The 13,631-nt window shown below is 64.3% G+C and carries 10 protein-coding genes; 5 read left to right on the top strand and 5 right to left on the bottom strand.

Translation table 11 applies throughout. The annotated features are described in order from the left end of the window. Positions 1–155 precede the first annotated feature (155 nt). The 4 genes from RBA40_RS29490 (at position 156) to RBA40_RS29475 (ending at position 4,288) form a co-directional block, all read left to right on the top strand. On the top strand, positions 156–1,424 hold the full coding sequence (locus RBA40_RS29490) for an O-antigen ligase family protein (RefSeq protein WP_306652131.1): 1,269 nt from the start codon (positions 156–158) through the stop codon (positions 1,422–1,424). A 2-nt stretch (positions 1,425–1,426) separates the two neighbouring features. Then, positions 1,427–2,239, top strand: a complete 813-nt coding sequence (locus RBA40_RS29485) for a glycosyltransferase family 2 protein (protein WP_306652129.1) — start codon at positions 1,427–1,429, stop codon at positions 2,237–2,239. 118 nt (positions 2,240–2,357) lie between these two features. Continuing rightward, complete coding sequence (locus RBA40_RS29480; protein ID WP_306628011.1) at positions 2,358–3,173, top strand: glycosyltransferase family 2 protein; 816 nt, start codon at positions 2,358–2,360, stop codon at positions 3,171–3,173. Between the two features lie 11 nt (positions 3,174–3,184). Continuing rightward, positions 3,185–4,288, top strand: a complete 1,104-nt coding sequence (locus tag RBA40_RS29475; RefSeq protein ID WP_306652127.1) for a glycosyltransferase family 2 protein — start codon at positions 3,185–3,187, stop codon at positions 4,286–4,288. A gap of 77 nt (positions 4,289–4,365) precedes the next feature. Here RBA40_RS29475 and dnaE read toward each other — a convergent pair whose 3' ends face one another. Then, positions 4,366–7,917, bottom strand: coding sequence for a DNA polymerase III subunit alpha (dnaE, locus tag RBA40_RS29470; protein ID WP_306652125.1), 3,552 nt, complete (start codon positions 7,915–7,917; stop codon positions 4,366–4,368). A 191-nt stretch (positions 7,918–8,108) separates the two neighbouring features. Between dnaE and RBA40_RS29465 the strand changes: the two genes are divergently transcribed. Beyond that, positions 8,109–9,041, top strand: coding sequence for a sulfurtransferase (locus RBA40_RS29465; RefSeq protein WP_306652123.1), 933 nt, complete (start codon positions 8,109–8,111; stop codon positions 9,039–9,041). 32 nt (positions 9,042–9,073) lie between these two features. On the opposite strand, the gene RBA40_RS29460 is transcribed toward RBA40_RS29465, so the two are convergent. The 4 genes from RBA40_RS29460 to RBA40_RS29445 form a co-directional block, all read right to left on the bottom strand. Beyond that, positions 9,074–10,495, bottom strand: a complete 1,422-nt coding sequence (locus tag RBA40_RS29460; protein ID WP_306652122.1) for a mannose-1-phosphate guanylyltransferase/mannose-6-phosphate isomerase — start codon at positions 10,493–10,495, stop codon at positions 9,074–9,076. A gap of 155 nt (positions 10,496–10,650) precedes the next feature. Continuing rightward, positions 10,651–10,857 carry a DUF6447 family protein gene (locus tag RBA40_RS29455; RefSeq protein ID WP_099875343.1) on the bottom strand — a complete coding sequence of 69 codons (207 nt, stop codon included), beginning with the start codon at positions 10,855–10,857 and terminating at the stop codon, positions 10,651–10,653. A gap of 62 nt (positions 10,858–10,919) precedes the next feature. Next, positions 10,920–12,263: a TolC family outer membrane protein gene (locus tag RBA40_RS29450; protein ID WP_306652120.1), complete on the bottom strand. Its 1,344-nt coding sequence runs from the start codon at positions 12,261–12,263 to the stop codon at positions 10,920–10,922. Then, positions 12,264–13,631 (bottom strand): HlyD family type I secretion periplasmic adaptor subunit, encoded by a 1,368-nt coding sequence (locus RBA40_RS29445; RefSeq protein WP_306652119.1) that lies wholly within the window; start codon positions 13,629–13,631, stop codon positions 12,264–12,266.

Below are 13,631 nucleotides of genomic sequence, written 5' to 3'. Positions count from 1 at the left end.
CTTCGCACCGGCGCGGCGGCCGCCCGCCAGAGACGGTACTGTAAAATGGCGAACAATTTTCAGGGTGCCGGCGCCGCAAGGGGCCTGCACCCGGTATCGCCACGCTCCCGGCGCGGCATGCACGACCGAGGTCGCTTAACAAGGCTATTGCTACAATGCAAGATTCTCCCGCTTTTCCGATTTCCCGGCTCGAGCGCGCGGTCCAGTACCTGCTCCTGCTCGCGCTGTTTTGTGTGCCGTTCTCCACCTGGCTGACCAATGTCTTTGCCGGTTTGTGCGTGCTGTGCTTCGTGGGCGCGCTGGCCACCAGCGCCCCGCTGCGAGCCGCCGTGCGCACGCCGCCGGCGCTGCTGGCGCTCGGTTTGCTGGCGCTGCTGGCCATCGGCGCGAGCTGGTCGATCGGGCCGCAGGCCGACATCGTCTCGGCCCTGAAAAAATATGCGCGCCTGCTGGTGCTGCCCATCGCGGTGGCCACCAGCATGCGCGACCGCGCCATGCCGGCCCGCGCGCTGGCCGCGTTCCTCGGCGGCGCCACCGTGCTGGCTACGTCGAACTACCTGGTCTGGCACGACCTGATGCCGACCTCCCGGCTTGGCTGGTGGCGCATCGGCGACGCCAAGGACGCGTTCTCGTTCAAAAATCACATCACGATCGGCATCCTGCTCAGTTTTGCCACCGTGGTCAGCATGCTCGGCGCGACCTACGTGCAGGGCGCGCGGGCGCGCGTGGCGTGCCTGGTGGCCGGGGTGCTGTTCAGCGTACCGATCATCTTCCTGAACCAGGGCCGTACCGGTTACGTCACCCTGTTCGTGGGCATGGTGGTGCTGTTCCTGCTGCGCGTGCGCTTCACGGTGCTGCGCACGATTTTCGGGGTGGGCGCCATCGTGCTGCTGTTCGTCGGCTTTTACGCCAGCTCGAACAACTTCAAGGCGCGCACCGATGACCTGATCACCGAAGTGCGCACCGACCAGAAACGCTCGCCCAATGGCCTGCGTATGAGTTACCTGAGGGCCGGCACCGGCATCATCGTGGCCCATCCGCTGGCGGGCCTGGGAACCGGCTCGTTCGCCGAAGTGTATGCGCCGACCGCGCGCCAGGACTGGCCGGAGGACAAACTGGCCGAAACGCGCCACCAGCCGCACAGCGAATTTTTGCTGATCGCCGCGCAGCTTGGCCTGCCCGGCCTGCTGCTGTATTTCGCCATGCTGGCCAGCCTGCTGCGCCCGGCCCTGGCCGTGCGCTCCTTCCATGCCGATGCGCTGGTGCTGCTGTGGGCAATCTACGTGGTCAGCTCCTCGTTCAACAGCTTGTTGTGGGATGTGACGGAAGCGTACTGGTTCCTGCTGCTTGCCGGCTCCCTGTATGCGAGCGCGCGCCTGCCCCGCCAGCCGGCCCAGGCCCCGGTCCCGGCCACAGGAACCTGACCATGCAGCAGGACGCACTCATTTCCGTCATCATCGCCACTTACAACCGGCCGGACGCGCTGGAAGCGGTGGTCGAGGCCTGCTTCGCGCAGAGCGACCGCCACTTCGAGATCATCATCGCCGATGACGGCTCGGGCGAGCCGACCCGGGACTGCGTCGCGCGCCTGCAACAGCGCGCCCCAGTGCCGCTGCGCCACGCGTGGCAGCCGGACCAGGGCTTTCGCCTGGCGATGGCGCGCAACCAGGGCATCCTGGCTTCGCGCGGCGAGTACATCCTGCTGCTCGATGGCGACTGCATTCCGCAGCACGATTTCGTTGCGCGCCACCGCATGCTGGCGCAACCGGGCTTCATGGTCACCGGCAGCCGCATCCTGCTCGACGAAGCGTTCACGCAGCGCGTGCTGGCCGAGCGGCGCGACCTGCACGCGCTCGGGCTGGGCGAGAAGCTGGCGCTGCGCGCGCGTGGTCATATCAACAAGGTGCTGCAGCTGCTGTTCAAATTGCCGGACCTGGGCCGGGTGCAGAAGCGCTTTACCTGGCGCCGCATCAAGGGCTGCAACATGGCGGCCTGGCGCGCCGACATCGAGGCGATCAACGGCTTCGACGAAAGCTTCGAGGGCTGGGGACACGAGGATGCCGACTTCGTGGTGCGCCTGTTTAACGCAGGGGTCCAGCGCAAGGATGGCGCTTTTGCCACGGAAGTGTTCCATCTCTGGCATCGCGAAAATGCGCGTGACGAAGCGTCGAGCAACCGCGCGCTGGTGCGCCGGCGCGCCGATGAACGCACCGTGCGCGCCGCGCGCGGGCTGGCCTGAAGCCGGATCGCCGGGGCGGCGCTCAATACGCTGGACTGACTGTGGCGGGCACGTATAATACGTATGTACCACTGCATGCTGCCGCTGGCAGTGAACATCGCTTCACCTGGAAATCATCGTGCCACGCCCTACCACCATTTCACTGATCGTCAGCACCTACAACCGGCCGGATGCGCTGGAAGCGGTGCTGCGCGCCTGCCTGGCGCAGGAAGATGACGATTTTGAAATCATCGTCACCGACGACGGTTCGACCGAGGCCACGCGCCACTGCATCGAGCGGATCGCGGCCGGAACGCACAGGCGCCTGGTCCACGTGTGGCAGCCGGACGACGGTTTTCGCCTGGCGCGCGCACGCAACCAGGGCGTGCTCGCCGCGCGGGGCGATTATGTGGTGTTCCTCGATGGCGACTGCGTGCCGCGCAAGGATTTCGTGGCGAGCCACCGGCGCCTGGCGCAGCCGGGCTGCATGATCACCGGCAGCCGCGTGCTTCTGTGTCCCGACTTTACCCGCGCCACCCTGGCCGAGCAGCGCGACCTGCACGAAATGGGCCTGGACGTGTGGTGGCGTGCCTGGCGCGCCGGGAACATCCAGAAGATCCTGCAGCTGGCGATCCGCCTGCCCGACCTCGGACGCGTACGCAGCGGCTTTACGATGCGCCGCATCAAAGGCTGCAACCTGAGCGCCTGGCGCAGCGATATCGAGCGTGTGAACGGCTTCGACGAATCGTTCTGCGGCTGGGGCCACGAGGATGCCGATTTCGTGGTGCGCCTGTTTAATGCAGGCGTGCGGCGCAAGGATGGCGCTTTCGCGACCGAAGTGTTCCACCTGTGGCACAAGGAGCGCGAACGCGACCAGTCGGACCATCACGACCGGCTGGTACACGAGAGCCAGGTCAACAAGATCATTCGCGCGCCGGTCGGGCTGGCGCGCTAGCACGAACGCTTATGGCCACGCACGCCCCGGCGCCGCAGCCGCTGCTGAGCATCATCGTCCCCGCCTACAATGTGCAGCACTACATCGGGCCGTGCCTCGATTCGGTGCTGGACCAGATGGGCAGCGCCCATGAACTGATCGTCATCGATGACGGCTCCAGCGACGCCACGCTGGCGCGCATCCGTGCGCTGCTGGCCACGCGTCCCGACATCGCCGCGCAGGTGCTGGCGCAGGACAACCAGGGCATCGCGGTGGCGCGCAATAACGGCCTTGCCGCCGCGCGCGGGGAATACATTGTCTTTGTCGACAGCGACGACCGCCTGCTGGCAGGCTCGCTGGCGGCACTCGAACAGGCCATCGCAGAACATCATCCGGACGTCATCGCCTGCGACTTCCGGATGTGGTATCCGGACCAGGAAGCGAAGTCGCACCGGGTCGGCATGCGCTATCCGCCTGGCCTGCTGCGCGACCAGGCCACCATCTTGAATACCTTCTTTGCCGACCGCCAGATGTACGTCTGGGCCAATATCTTCAGGCGCGCCATTTATCAGCAGCTGGACGCACCGGTTTTTCCGCCGGGCCGCGTGTTCGAGGACATGTCGACCCTGCCGCGCTTGCTCAGCCAGTGCGCCAGCATGGTGTATGTGCCGCATGCGATCATCGACTACCGCCAGCATGCGGCCAGCATCACCAAGCTTATTTCGGAGAAGTGGTGCATGGACCTGGCGGCCGCGCTGTCGGTGGCGCGCAAGCATCTGGACCTGCGCGGGGTGGACGAGTCGGTGAAGACGCACTTCGATATCGCGGCCGCCTATTTTTATATCGGCGTGGTCAAGGATTCGTATGAACTGCCGCGCGCCGAGGGACGCCGCGTGCGCGCGCGCATCAAGCCGATCTTTGTCGAGAGTTTGTATGGCGATTGCGCCAGCATGCTGGAGGCGGCGCGCGGGGTTGAGACGGTGTCGTACGACCGCGGTCACGATGCGCGCACGATCCGGCAGGTGGAACGCGCGCTGGCGGGGGATTTCGTGTTCAGGGTCCGGCAGACGGCCAGCCGCAAGATCAAGGTGTGGAAGCGCTTGCGCAAGAACCGCAAGGCGGCGGCCAGCTTCTAATCGCGTTAGCTTGAAAACCGTGGTTCCCGCCGAGGGCCGCCTCGGCGCGGGAACCACGGAGCTATATTCGACGCGCCTTAATACTCCACCGCGACTTCGCGCGCCCCCAGCACCTGTTCCAGCGCCAGGGTCAAGGCGTCCGATGGCGCCACGCGCCAGTCGTCCCCGAACTGCAGGGTGCAGTCGACGCCCTGCGGCTTGACCCGCATTGCCACCGGCAAGCCCGTCATGGCACGGTGCGGCTGCAGCACTTCGGCGATCTTCGACGACGCCACCCGGGTCGGCAAATACAAGCCGAGCTGGCGCCCGTAATGCACGCGCGCGGACGTCAGATCGAACACCTTCTCGGCCGTGATGCGCAAGCCGCCGTTGAAGCGGTCTTCCGATACCTTGCCCACCACCGCCAGGAATTCATCTTCCTTGAAGATGTTCTTGTTCGACTCGACCACTTCGCTGTAAACCGTCACTTCGACCGTGCCGCTCTTGTCGTCGAGCGAGACGATCAGGATCTTGCCGCGCTGGGTCATCTGGGTGCGCACGCCGGTGATCACGCCGCACATCATGCGCGGCTCGCGCGACGGTTCCAGGTCGGTCAGCTTGGTGCGCGCAAAGCGGCGCGCCTCGGTCGCGAACGAATCGAACATGTGACCCGACAAATAGAAGCCGAGCGCGATTTTTTCCTCGGACAGCTTCTGGCGGTCGGTCCACGGCGTCGCCTTCACGTACTCGGGCGGCGCCACCAGGTCGCTGTCGTCGCCGCCGAACAGGCTGACCTGATTGACCGAGGCCGAGGCCTGGTCGGCCACTTCGACCGCAAAGGGGACCGACGCCAACAGAATCGCGCGGTCGACCTTGAAGCAGTCGAAAGCGCCGCTGCGGATCAGGGACTCGATGGTGCGGCGGTTGATCTGCTTGCGGTCGACGCGTTTGCAAAAGTCGAACAGGTCGGTGAACGGCCCGCCGCTGGTGCGCGCGGCGATGATCGCTTCGATCGCCGACTGGCCCGAACCCTTGACCGCGCCCAGGCCGTAGCGGATGTTGGTGACGCGCTTGCCGGTGACGGACGGCGGCGGGCCTTCCGGCATGAAGCGGTAGTCGGAATGGTTGATATCGGGCGGCAGCAGGGTCAGGCCGCACACGTCGAGCGAATCCTCGACCAGGATCTTGATCTTGTCGGTGTCGTCCATCGCCAGCGACAAGTTGGCCGCCATGAAGGCGGCGGTGTGGTGCGCCTTGAGGTACGCCGTGTGGTAGGACAGCAGCGCGTAGGCGGCGGCGTGCGACTTGTTGAAGCCGTAGCCCGCGAACTTTTCCATCAAATCGAAAATCTCGTCGGCCTTTTCGGCCGTCAGGCCATCCTTGGCGGCGCCGGCGCGGAAGATCTCGCGGTGCTCGGCCATCTCCTCGGCCTTCTTTTTACCCATCGCGCGGCGCAGCATGTCGGCGCCGCCGAGCGAGTAGCCGCCGACGATCTGCGCCATCTGCATGACCTGCTCCTGATACACCATGATGCCGTAGGTTTCGGACAAAATGGATTCGGTGCGCGGGTCGGGGTAATCGAAACGTTCGCCGTGCTTGCGCTTGCAGAAGTCGGGAATCAGGTCCATCGGGCCCGGACGGTACAGCGCGACGAGCGCGATGATGTCCTCGAAGCGGTCGGGCCGCGCATCTTTCAGCATGCCCTGCATGCCGCGCGACTCGAGCTGGAATACCGCGACCGTCTTGGCCTTGGTCAGCAGCTCGTAGGAAGCCTTGTCGTTGAGCGGCAGCTTCTCTAACGCGAAGTCGGCATTGGCCGGGTCGAGCTGCTTGATGTAGCGCACCGCGCGGTCGAGAATGGTGAGCGTGGTCAGGCCTAAAAAGTCGAACTTGACCAGGCCCACGGCCTCCACGTCATCCTTGTCGTACTGCGAGACCACGCCCGAGTCGCCGCCCTGGGTGTACAGCGGGCAGAAGTCGGTCAGTTTGCCGGGGGCGATCAGCACCCCGCCGGCGTGCATGCCGATGTTACGGGCGATGCCTTCGACCTGCTGCGCCAGCGCCAGCAGCTGCTTGACCTCGTCCTCGTTCTCCAGACGCTCCTTGAGCATCGGTTCTTCTTCGATGGCGTCGGCGATGGTCACCGGTTTGCCCGGCTTGAACGGGATCAGCTTGGAGATGCCGTCGCAGAAGTTGTAGCCGAAATCGAGCACGCGGCCGACGTCGCGGATCGCGCCCTTGGCCGCCATGGTACCGAAGGTGGCGATCTGCGAGACCGCTTCCTTGCCGTACAAATCCTTCACGTGCTGGATGACGCGGTCGCGCCCTTCCTGGCAAAAGTCGATGTCGAAGTCGGGCATCGAGACGCGTTCGGGATTCAAGAAGCGCTCGAACAGCAGGTTGTATTGCAAGGGGTCGAGGTCGGTGATCAGGAGCGAATATGCAACCAGCGAACCGGCACCCGAACCGCGGCCCGGGCCGACCGGCACGCCGTTTTCCTTGGCCCACTTGATGAATTCGGCCACGATCAGGAAGTAGCCGGGGAACTTCATGTTGCAGATGGTATCGGTCTCGAACTTCAGGCGCGCGTCGTAGCGCGGGCGCGCCGCTTCGCGCTTGACCGGATCGGGATACAGATGGATCAGGCGCTGTTCCAGGCCGGCCTGGGATTCGGCGACCAGGAATTGGTCGATGGTCATCCCTGGCGGGGTCGGGAAATTCGGCAATTGCGGCTTGCCCAGGGTGAGCACGACGTTGCAGCGCTTGGCGATTTCGACCGAGTTGGCCAGCGCGGCCGGCATGTCGGCGAACAGGTCGGCCATTTCGGCCTGCGACTTGAAGCGCATCTCTTCGTTGAAGCGCTTGACGCGCTTGGCGTTGGCCAGCATTTCGCCTTCGGCGATGCAGGTGCGCGCTTCGTGGGCGATGAATTCTTCGGCCGAGAGGAACTGGATCGGGTGGGTGGCGACCACCGGCAAGCCCAGTTTGGCGGCCAGTGCGACGGCGTGGCGCACCTGGGCTTCCTGGTTGGGCTGGCCGGCGCGCTGCACTTCGATGTAGAAGTGGCCGGGGAAGACCGCGGCCCAGCGCTGGGCGCAGCGTTCGGCCAGCGCCAGGTTGCCGTTTTCGATGGCGGTGCCGACGTCGCCGAAATGGGCGCCGGAGAGCACGATGAGGCCATTGGCCTGGTTTTCGCCCGGGGACAGGGACGATTCGCTGGTCGCCAGCGCATCGAGCCACTCGGGATGGATTTCGGCGCGGCCCTTGTGCTGGTTGGTCAGCCAGGCCTTGGACAGCAGTTCGCACAGCTGCAGGTAGCCCATGCGGTTTTTGGCCAGCAGCAGCAGGCGCGAAGGCTTGTCGCGGTTATCGTCGTTGCTGATCCAGGCGTCCACGCCGATGACCGGCTTGATGCCCTTGCCGCGCGCGGATTTGTAGAACTTGACCATGCCGAACAGGTTGGCCAGGTCGGTGATGGCCAGCGCCGGCTGCTTGTCCCTGGCGGCGGCGGCGACGACGTCGTCGATGCGCACCAGGCCGTCGACGATGGAGTATTCGGAGTGCACACGCAGGTGAACGAAAGCCGGTGCGGCCGGCTTGGCTGGCGCGGCGAGCGTGGTGCTCCCGGCTTCGATGACATCGGTACTCATGTGTGTTTCGCCTGCTGTGCAAAGAGTGCTATTTTACCGCGCTGGCGCCTTGCCGGACAAAACCTCGTGCCACCGGCAGATGCTCCAGCCGCCTCACCCCCCGCCGGGCCGGATGTCCCTGAGGCCAACGTGGACATTGTTCTATAATATCGGCTTTCCCGTTTTCCGATCCTTCACCGATCCTTCGCCCCATGCAAGCTAATACTGCTTTACAAGCTGAAGCGCATGCCGCCATCGCCGCAGCTGCCGCTCACGTCAATATCGCCGCCTACAAATTTGTCACTTTCGACAACATTGAGGAAATGCGCCCCCTGTACCAGGACATCTGCAAGCGCCTGGCGCTCAAGGGCACGATCCTGTTGACGCCGGAAGGCATCAATATGTTCCTGTCCGGTCCGCGCTCGCACATCGACGAGTATCTGGCCTGGGTACGCCAGGATGCGCGCTTTGCCGATATCGAGGTCAAGGAAAGCTATTCCGAGGAACAGTCGCACAAGCGCATGCTGGTGAAGATCAAGAAAGAGATCATCACCATGCGCATGCCGCTGATCCAGCCGGAAAAAGGCCGCGCGCCCTTCGTCCGCCCGGCCACGCTCAAGCGCTGGCTGGACGAGGGCGTCGACGACGATGGCCGTCCGGTAGTGATGATGGAAACGCGCAATGCCTTCGAGGTCGATGTGGGTACCTTCGAGAACACCCTGGACTACCGGATCGACAAGTTCAGCGAGTTTCCCGAGGTCGTGGCGCAGCACCGCGAGGAGCTTGAAGGCAAGACCGTGGTGACCTTCTGCACCGGCGGCATCCGCTGCGAAAAGGCGGCGATCCACATGAAAAATATCGGCTACGAGAGCGTCTACCAGCTCGATGGCGGCATTCTGAAGTATTTCGAGGAAGTCGGCGGCGCCCACTACAAGGGCGATTGCTTCGTGTTCGACTACCGCACGGCGCTCAATCCGCAGCTGGAAGCGACGGTGACGACCGTGCAGTGCTTCGCCTGCCGCGCGGTGGTGACGCCGCGCGACCAGCTCTCGCCGCTGTACGTGTATGAAAAATCGTGCCCGCACTGCCATCCCGAGCGCGACCGCGCGCCAGCCGCCGCGCACGACAGCGCCGGCGCAGCCTAAGTCAGGGTGGGCTGGCCGCCCACCCTCCCCCGTCAAACGCGGCCGTAGTTATCCTGGAAGCGGACGATATCGTCCTCGCCCAGGTAATCGCCGCTCTGCACTTCAATCATCACCAGGTCGAGCACGCCCGGATTTTCCAGGCGGTGCTTGTGGCCGGCCGGAATATAGGTCGACTCGTTGGTGGACACGAACAGTTCGCGATCCCCGTTGACGACCTTGGCCATGCCGCTGACCACGATCCAGTGCTCGCTGCGGTGATGATGCATCTGCAGGCTCAGGCTCGCGCCCGGCTTGACTTCGATGCGCTTGATCTTGAAGCGGGTGCTGTCTTCCAGCACGGTGTAGGTGCCCCACGGACGGTGCACGGTGCGGTGCAGCTTGTGCACGTCGTGCCCTTCGGATTTGAGGCTCACATACAGGTGCTTGACGTCCTGCACCCGGCTGCGGTCGGCCACCAGCAGCGCGTCCGGGGTGTCGACGATGATCAGGTTGGACACGCCGACCGCGCCCACCAGGCGCTCATTGCTCTGGATAAAGCAGTCATTCACATCGTGCAGGCGCACGTCGCCATCGATGCGGTTACCATCCGCGTCCGGTGCGATCAGCTCGCCCAGCGCATTCCAGGAACCGATGTCGCTCCAGCCGATATTGCACGGCACCACCGACACCCTGGCCGATTTTTCCATCACCGCGTAATCGATCGAATCGTCGGCGACCTGCTCGAAGGCGGCCGCGTCCAGTTCGCACTGGGTAAAGTTCTTGCCGGTCGCGCTGCGCGACGCGGCCAGGCAGGCGCGGGTCGCGGCCAGGATCTGCGGGCAGTGCAATTCCATCTCGGCGATCATGCTGCCCGCGCTGAAGCAGAACATGCCCGAATTCCACAGGTAACGGCCGGTGGCAAGATACTCGCGGGCTTTTTCCAGGCTCGGCTTTTCGACGAAGCGCAACACCGTGTTGCCTTCCGCCTCGATGTAGCCAAAACCGGTCTCGGGCGCATGCGGTTCGATGCCGAAGGTCACCAGGCGGCCCGACTGGGCCAGGGGAATGGCTTGCGCCACGGCGGCGGCAAAGGCGGCCTGGTCGGAAATCAAATGGTCGGCGGCTAGCACCAGCAACAGGGCGTCGGGGCCATGCGTGGCGGCCACGTGCAGGGCGGCGGCGGCGATCGCGGGGGCGGTGTTGCGGCCGAACGGTTCCAGGATGTAGCTGTTGGCCAGGCCCTGATTGCCGCCGGCGACGGCGCGGTAATCGTCTTCGGTCTTGAAAAACAGTTCGCGGTTGGTGACGGTCAGCACCTCGGCCACCTCGGGCAGGGCGGCGCCGCGCAGCCAGGCTTTCTGCAGCAGGCTGTGGCCGTCAGCGAGACGGATGAAGGGCTTGGGATGGAGTTCGCGCGAAACGGGCCACAGGCGCGAGCCGGCACCGCCGCATAAAATGGTAGGGATGAGTTTCAACTGCGGTTCCTTTAGTGCATGCATGCCGGATCATCCGGCGATTGATGTGTCAACGCAAATAACGTTGCGCATTCTACATCATTGGATGCACCGGAGGAATCGCAGCACCGTGCCGGCGGCGCCAGGGCGGCGCCATCGGCACGGTCCGGTTGGTCTTATTGCGCGGTTTTCGGCAACAAATCTTTCAGCACGCTCTTGTAGGTGCCGCGTGCGGTTTCATAGATGGCCAGCTGGGCGTTCAGGCGCGCCATTTCGGATTCCACGAAGCGCAGGTTGGCAACTTGCTGTTGCGCTTCCTGGGACAGTTCGGACACTTTATAGCTGACGCCGCCGGTGCTGATTTCAAGTTCGTTATTGCTCATGATTCCTCTTATGATAAAAAAAGCCGGCGCCACGTGGCCGCCGGCAGGGGGTTGCGGGTTAGTCAGCGGAAGTACGATGCCAGGCGGTTGACGTCGTCACTGCCCAGGGTGCCGGCCGCGGCGCGCAGGCGCAGCGAGGCCAGCAGGTAGCCGTAGCGGGCCTGGGCCAGGTCGCGCTTGGCGGTAAACAATTGCTGCTGGGCGTTGAGCAGATCGAGGTTGATGCGCACGCCGCCCTTGATGCTCTGTTCGGTCGCCTTGATCAGCAGATTGCTCGACTCCACCGCGCGGTTGAGCGCGTTGACCTTGGCCGTGCCGCTTTGCACCGCGCTGAACTGCTTGCTCACTTCGATCAGGGCCTTGTCGGTCTTGGCCTGCAGGTCGGCGCGCGCGCGTTCCAGGCCGGCGACGGCCTGGCGCGACGTGGCGTTGACCGCACCGCCCGCATACAGCGGCACGTTGAGCTGGATGCCGATCGCGCGCACGGTCGATTCCTGGTTGTAGGTATTGATCGTCTCGGACGTGTTCTTGCTGTAGGAAGCCACAAAATCGAGGCGCGGCGCATGGCCGGCGCGGGCCTTGAGGATTTCCTGCTTGGCCACTTCGAGCGCGAGGGTCTGGGCTGCCAGCTCGGGATTTTGCTTGAGCGCCAGCGCCTTCCACTCTTCCACGCCGGTGGGCGCCAGCGGCAGCATGCGGAAGGTGTCGTTCAGGCCGACCAGGGTGCCGATCTCGCCGCCGACCATGCCGGTCAGGGCATTCCTGGCGGTGGCCTGGTTATCCTTCGCTTCGATCAGCTGGGCTTCGGCCAGTTCCAGGCGCGCCTGCACTTCGAGCACGTCGGTGCGGGTGCCTTCGCCGTGCTTGAGCAGGCGCTCGTTGACGGCGCTCTGCTCCATGTAGGCGTCGCGCTGGGCCTGGATCAGGGCAACCTGCTCATCGGTGAACAAGGCGTCGAAATAGGCGCCGATCACGCGCAGCAGCAATTCCTGGCCGCGCACGCTGAACATCTGGTCGCTCAGCATGGCCTGGGCCTTGCCCTGCTTGAAGCGCGCATAGGCGTCCACGTTGAACAGGGCCTGGCGCAGCTGGATGGTGGACACCCGGCTGATGTATTCCGGCTCGGTCACCGAGGTCGGCGTCTGGATATCGGCGCGGTTCTTGCTCGCGTTGTAATTGGCCTGCACGTTCGGCAGCAGGCCGGCGCGGCCCAGGATCGCATTTTCCTTGCCGCTCTGGTTTTCATAGAAAGCGGCGCGGTAAGTCGGATCGTTCTGCAGCGCCTGCTGGTAGGCTTGCTGCAGATTGATGGCGCTGGCGCCGGTGCTGGCAAGCAGCATGGCGGCGGCCGCGGCCACCGTTTTCAGGCGCCGGCTCTGGCGTAAGGCGATCAGGTGAAACGTCATTTAATCCTCCGACAACGCTGTCTCGGCGCGATCGAAGATCGGCTTGAACAGGTAATTCATCATGGTGCGTTCACCGGTCTTGATGAACATTTCCGCAGGCATGCCCGACTGGATGTCGAGTTTGTTCTGGGCAATCAGCTTGGCGCCTTCCGGGGTCACCCGGGCCTTGATCTTGTAGTAAGGCATGCCGGTGCGTTCTTCCACCGTGCGGTCGGCCGACACTTGCGTGACGATGCCGGGAATGTGCGGAGTCTTGTTGGTGTTAAAGGCCGAGAAAATGAACTCGACCGGCAGGCCGACACGGACCTTGTCGATCAGGTTGACCGCCAGCTGGCCCTCGACCACCATGGCGTCCGAGCTCGGCACGATATTCATCATGTGCGCGCCGGGACCGACCACGCCGCCCTTGGTGAAGATTTGCAGGCCGACCACGGTGCCGTCGACCGGTGCCTTCACTTCGGTGCTGGCCAGTTCAAAGTCCTGGGCCACGATGCGGCTGGCCAGGGAACTGCTTTCCTTTTGCACATCGGCCAGCTGGGCGGTCACTTCCTTCTGGTATTCCTGGGTGCGCTGGATGCGGCGCAGCGAAATTTCCATCACCTGGTTCTGGGCGCGGCCGATATTGCCGATATCTTCGGAAATCGTGCCTTGCAGCGACATGTAGGTGCGTTCCATTTCCAGCAGGCGCGAGCGCGGCACATAGCCATCCTTGGCCAGTTCGCGCATGCCGTCGAGCTGTTCCTTGATGATCAGCGCCTGGCTTTTCTTGCTGGCCAATCCTTCCTGCAAGCCCTTGACCTGGGATTTCAGGCCGGCGGCGTTCTCGTCCATCGCGGCGAGTTCGTTTTTCAGTGCCGACTGGCGCGAGGCCAGCAGCTGCTTTTGCGATTCCATGGCTTCGATGGCACGCGAGTCGCTCTTGGCCTCCGTCAATTCCTTGGGAAACACCGGCTGTCCCTTGCCGTCGCGCTCGGCCTGCAGGCGCGCTTCCGCGGCCAGGGAGCCGAAGTACTGGGAACGGGTGATCTCGGCCGACGAACGGGCCACGGTCGGATTCATGCGCACCAGCACCTGGCCCGCCTTGACCACATCGCCATCCTTGACCAGGATGTCCTCGACCAGGCCACCGGCCGGATGCTGAACGGCCTTGCGGCTGGTTTCCGTCGCTACCGTGCCCGACAGCGGAACGCCGCGGTCGAGCGGGGCCAGCGAAGCCCACAGGATGAAGCCGACCACGCCCACCAGCACGATGAACCAGCCGAAACGGGCATACTTGCGCGAGTCGACGCTGTCGGCGTTAAACGGCACCACGTCGTGGGCCACCACGTCGGTGGCGTTTCTGGTCCTGCTCAGGATTTTCATAGTCAT

It is taken from the genome of Massilia pseudoviolaceinigra (genome assembly GCF_030846505.1).
GTDB classification, from domain to species: domain Bacteria; phylum Pseudomonadota; class Gammaproteobacteria; order Burkholderiales; family Burkholderiaceae_D; genus Telluria_A; species Telluria_A violaceinigra.
Note: the sequence above shows the minus strand (reverse complement) of the source record. Positions and strands in the feature narration are given on the sequence as shown.

Bases quoted from the DNA above. Each gene is read 5' to 3' on its own strand.
- RBA40_RS29490 (WP_306652131.1), top strand. From the start codon at position 156: ATGCAAGATTCTCCCGCTTTTCCGATTTCCCGGCTCGAGCGCGCGGTC.
- RBA40_RS29485 (WP_306652129.1), top strand. From the start codon at position 1,427: ATGCAGCAGGACGCACTCATTTCCGTCATCATCGCCACTTACAACCGG.
- RBA40_RS29475 (WP_306652127.1), top strand. From the start codon at position 3,185: ATGGCCACGCACGCCCCGGCGCCGCAGCCGCTGCTGAGCATCATCGTC.
- dnaE (WP_306652125.1), bottom strand. From the start codon at position 7,917: ATGAGTACCGATGTCATCGAAGCCGGGAGCACCACGCTCGCCGCGCCA.
- RBA40_RS29465 (WP_306652123.1), top strand. From the start codon at position 8,109: ATGCAAGCTAATACTGCTTTACAAGCTGAAGCGCATGCCGCCATCGCC.
- RBA40_RS29455 (WP_099875343.1), bottom strand. From the start codon at position 10,857: ATGAGCAATAACGAACTTGAAATCAGCACCGGCGGCGTCAGCTATAAA.
- RBA40_RS29450 (WP_306652120.1), bottom strand. From the start codon at position 12,263: ATGACGTTTCACCTGATCGCCTTACGCCAGAGCCGGCGCCTGAAAACG.
- RBA40_RS29445 (WP_306652119.1), bottom strand. From the start codon at position 13,631: ATGACTATGAAAATCCTGAGCAGGACCAGAAACGCCACCGACGTGGTG.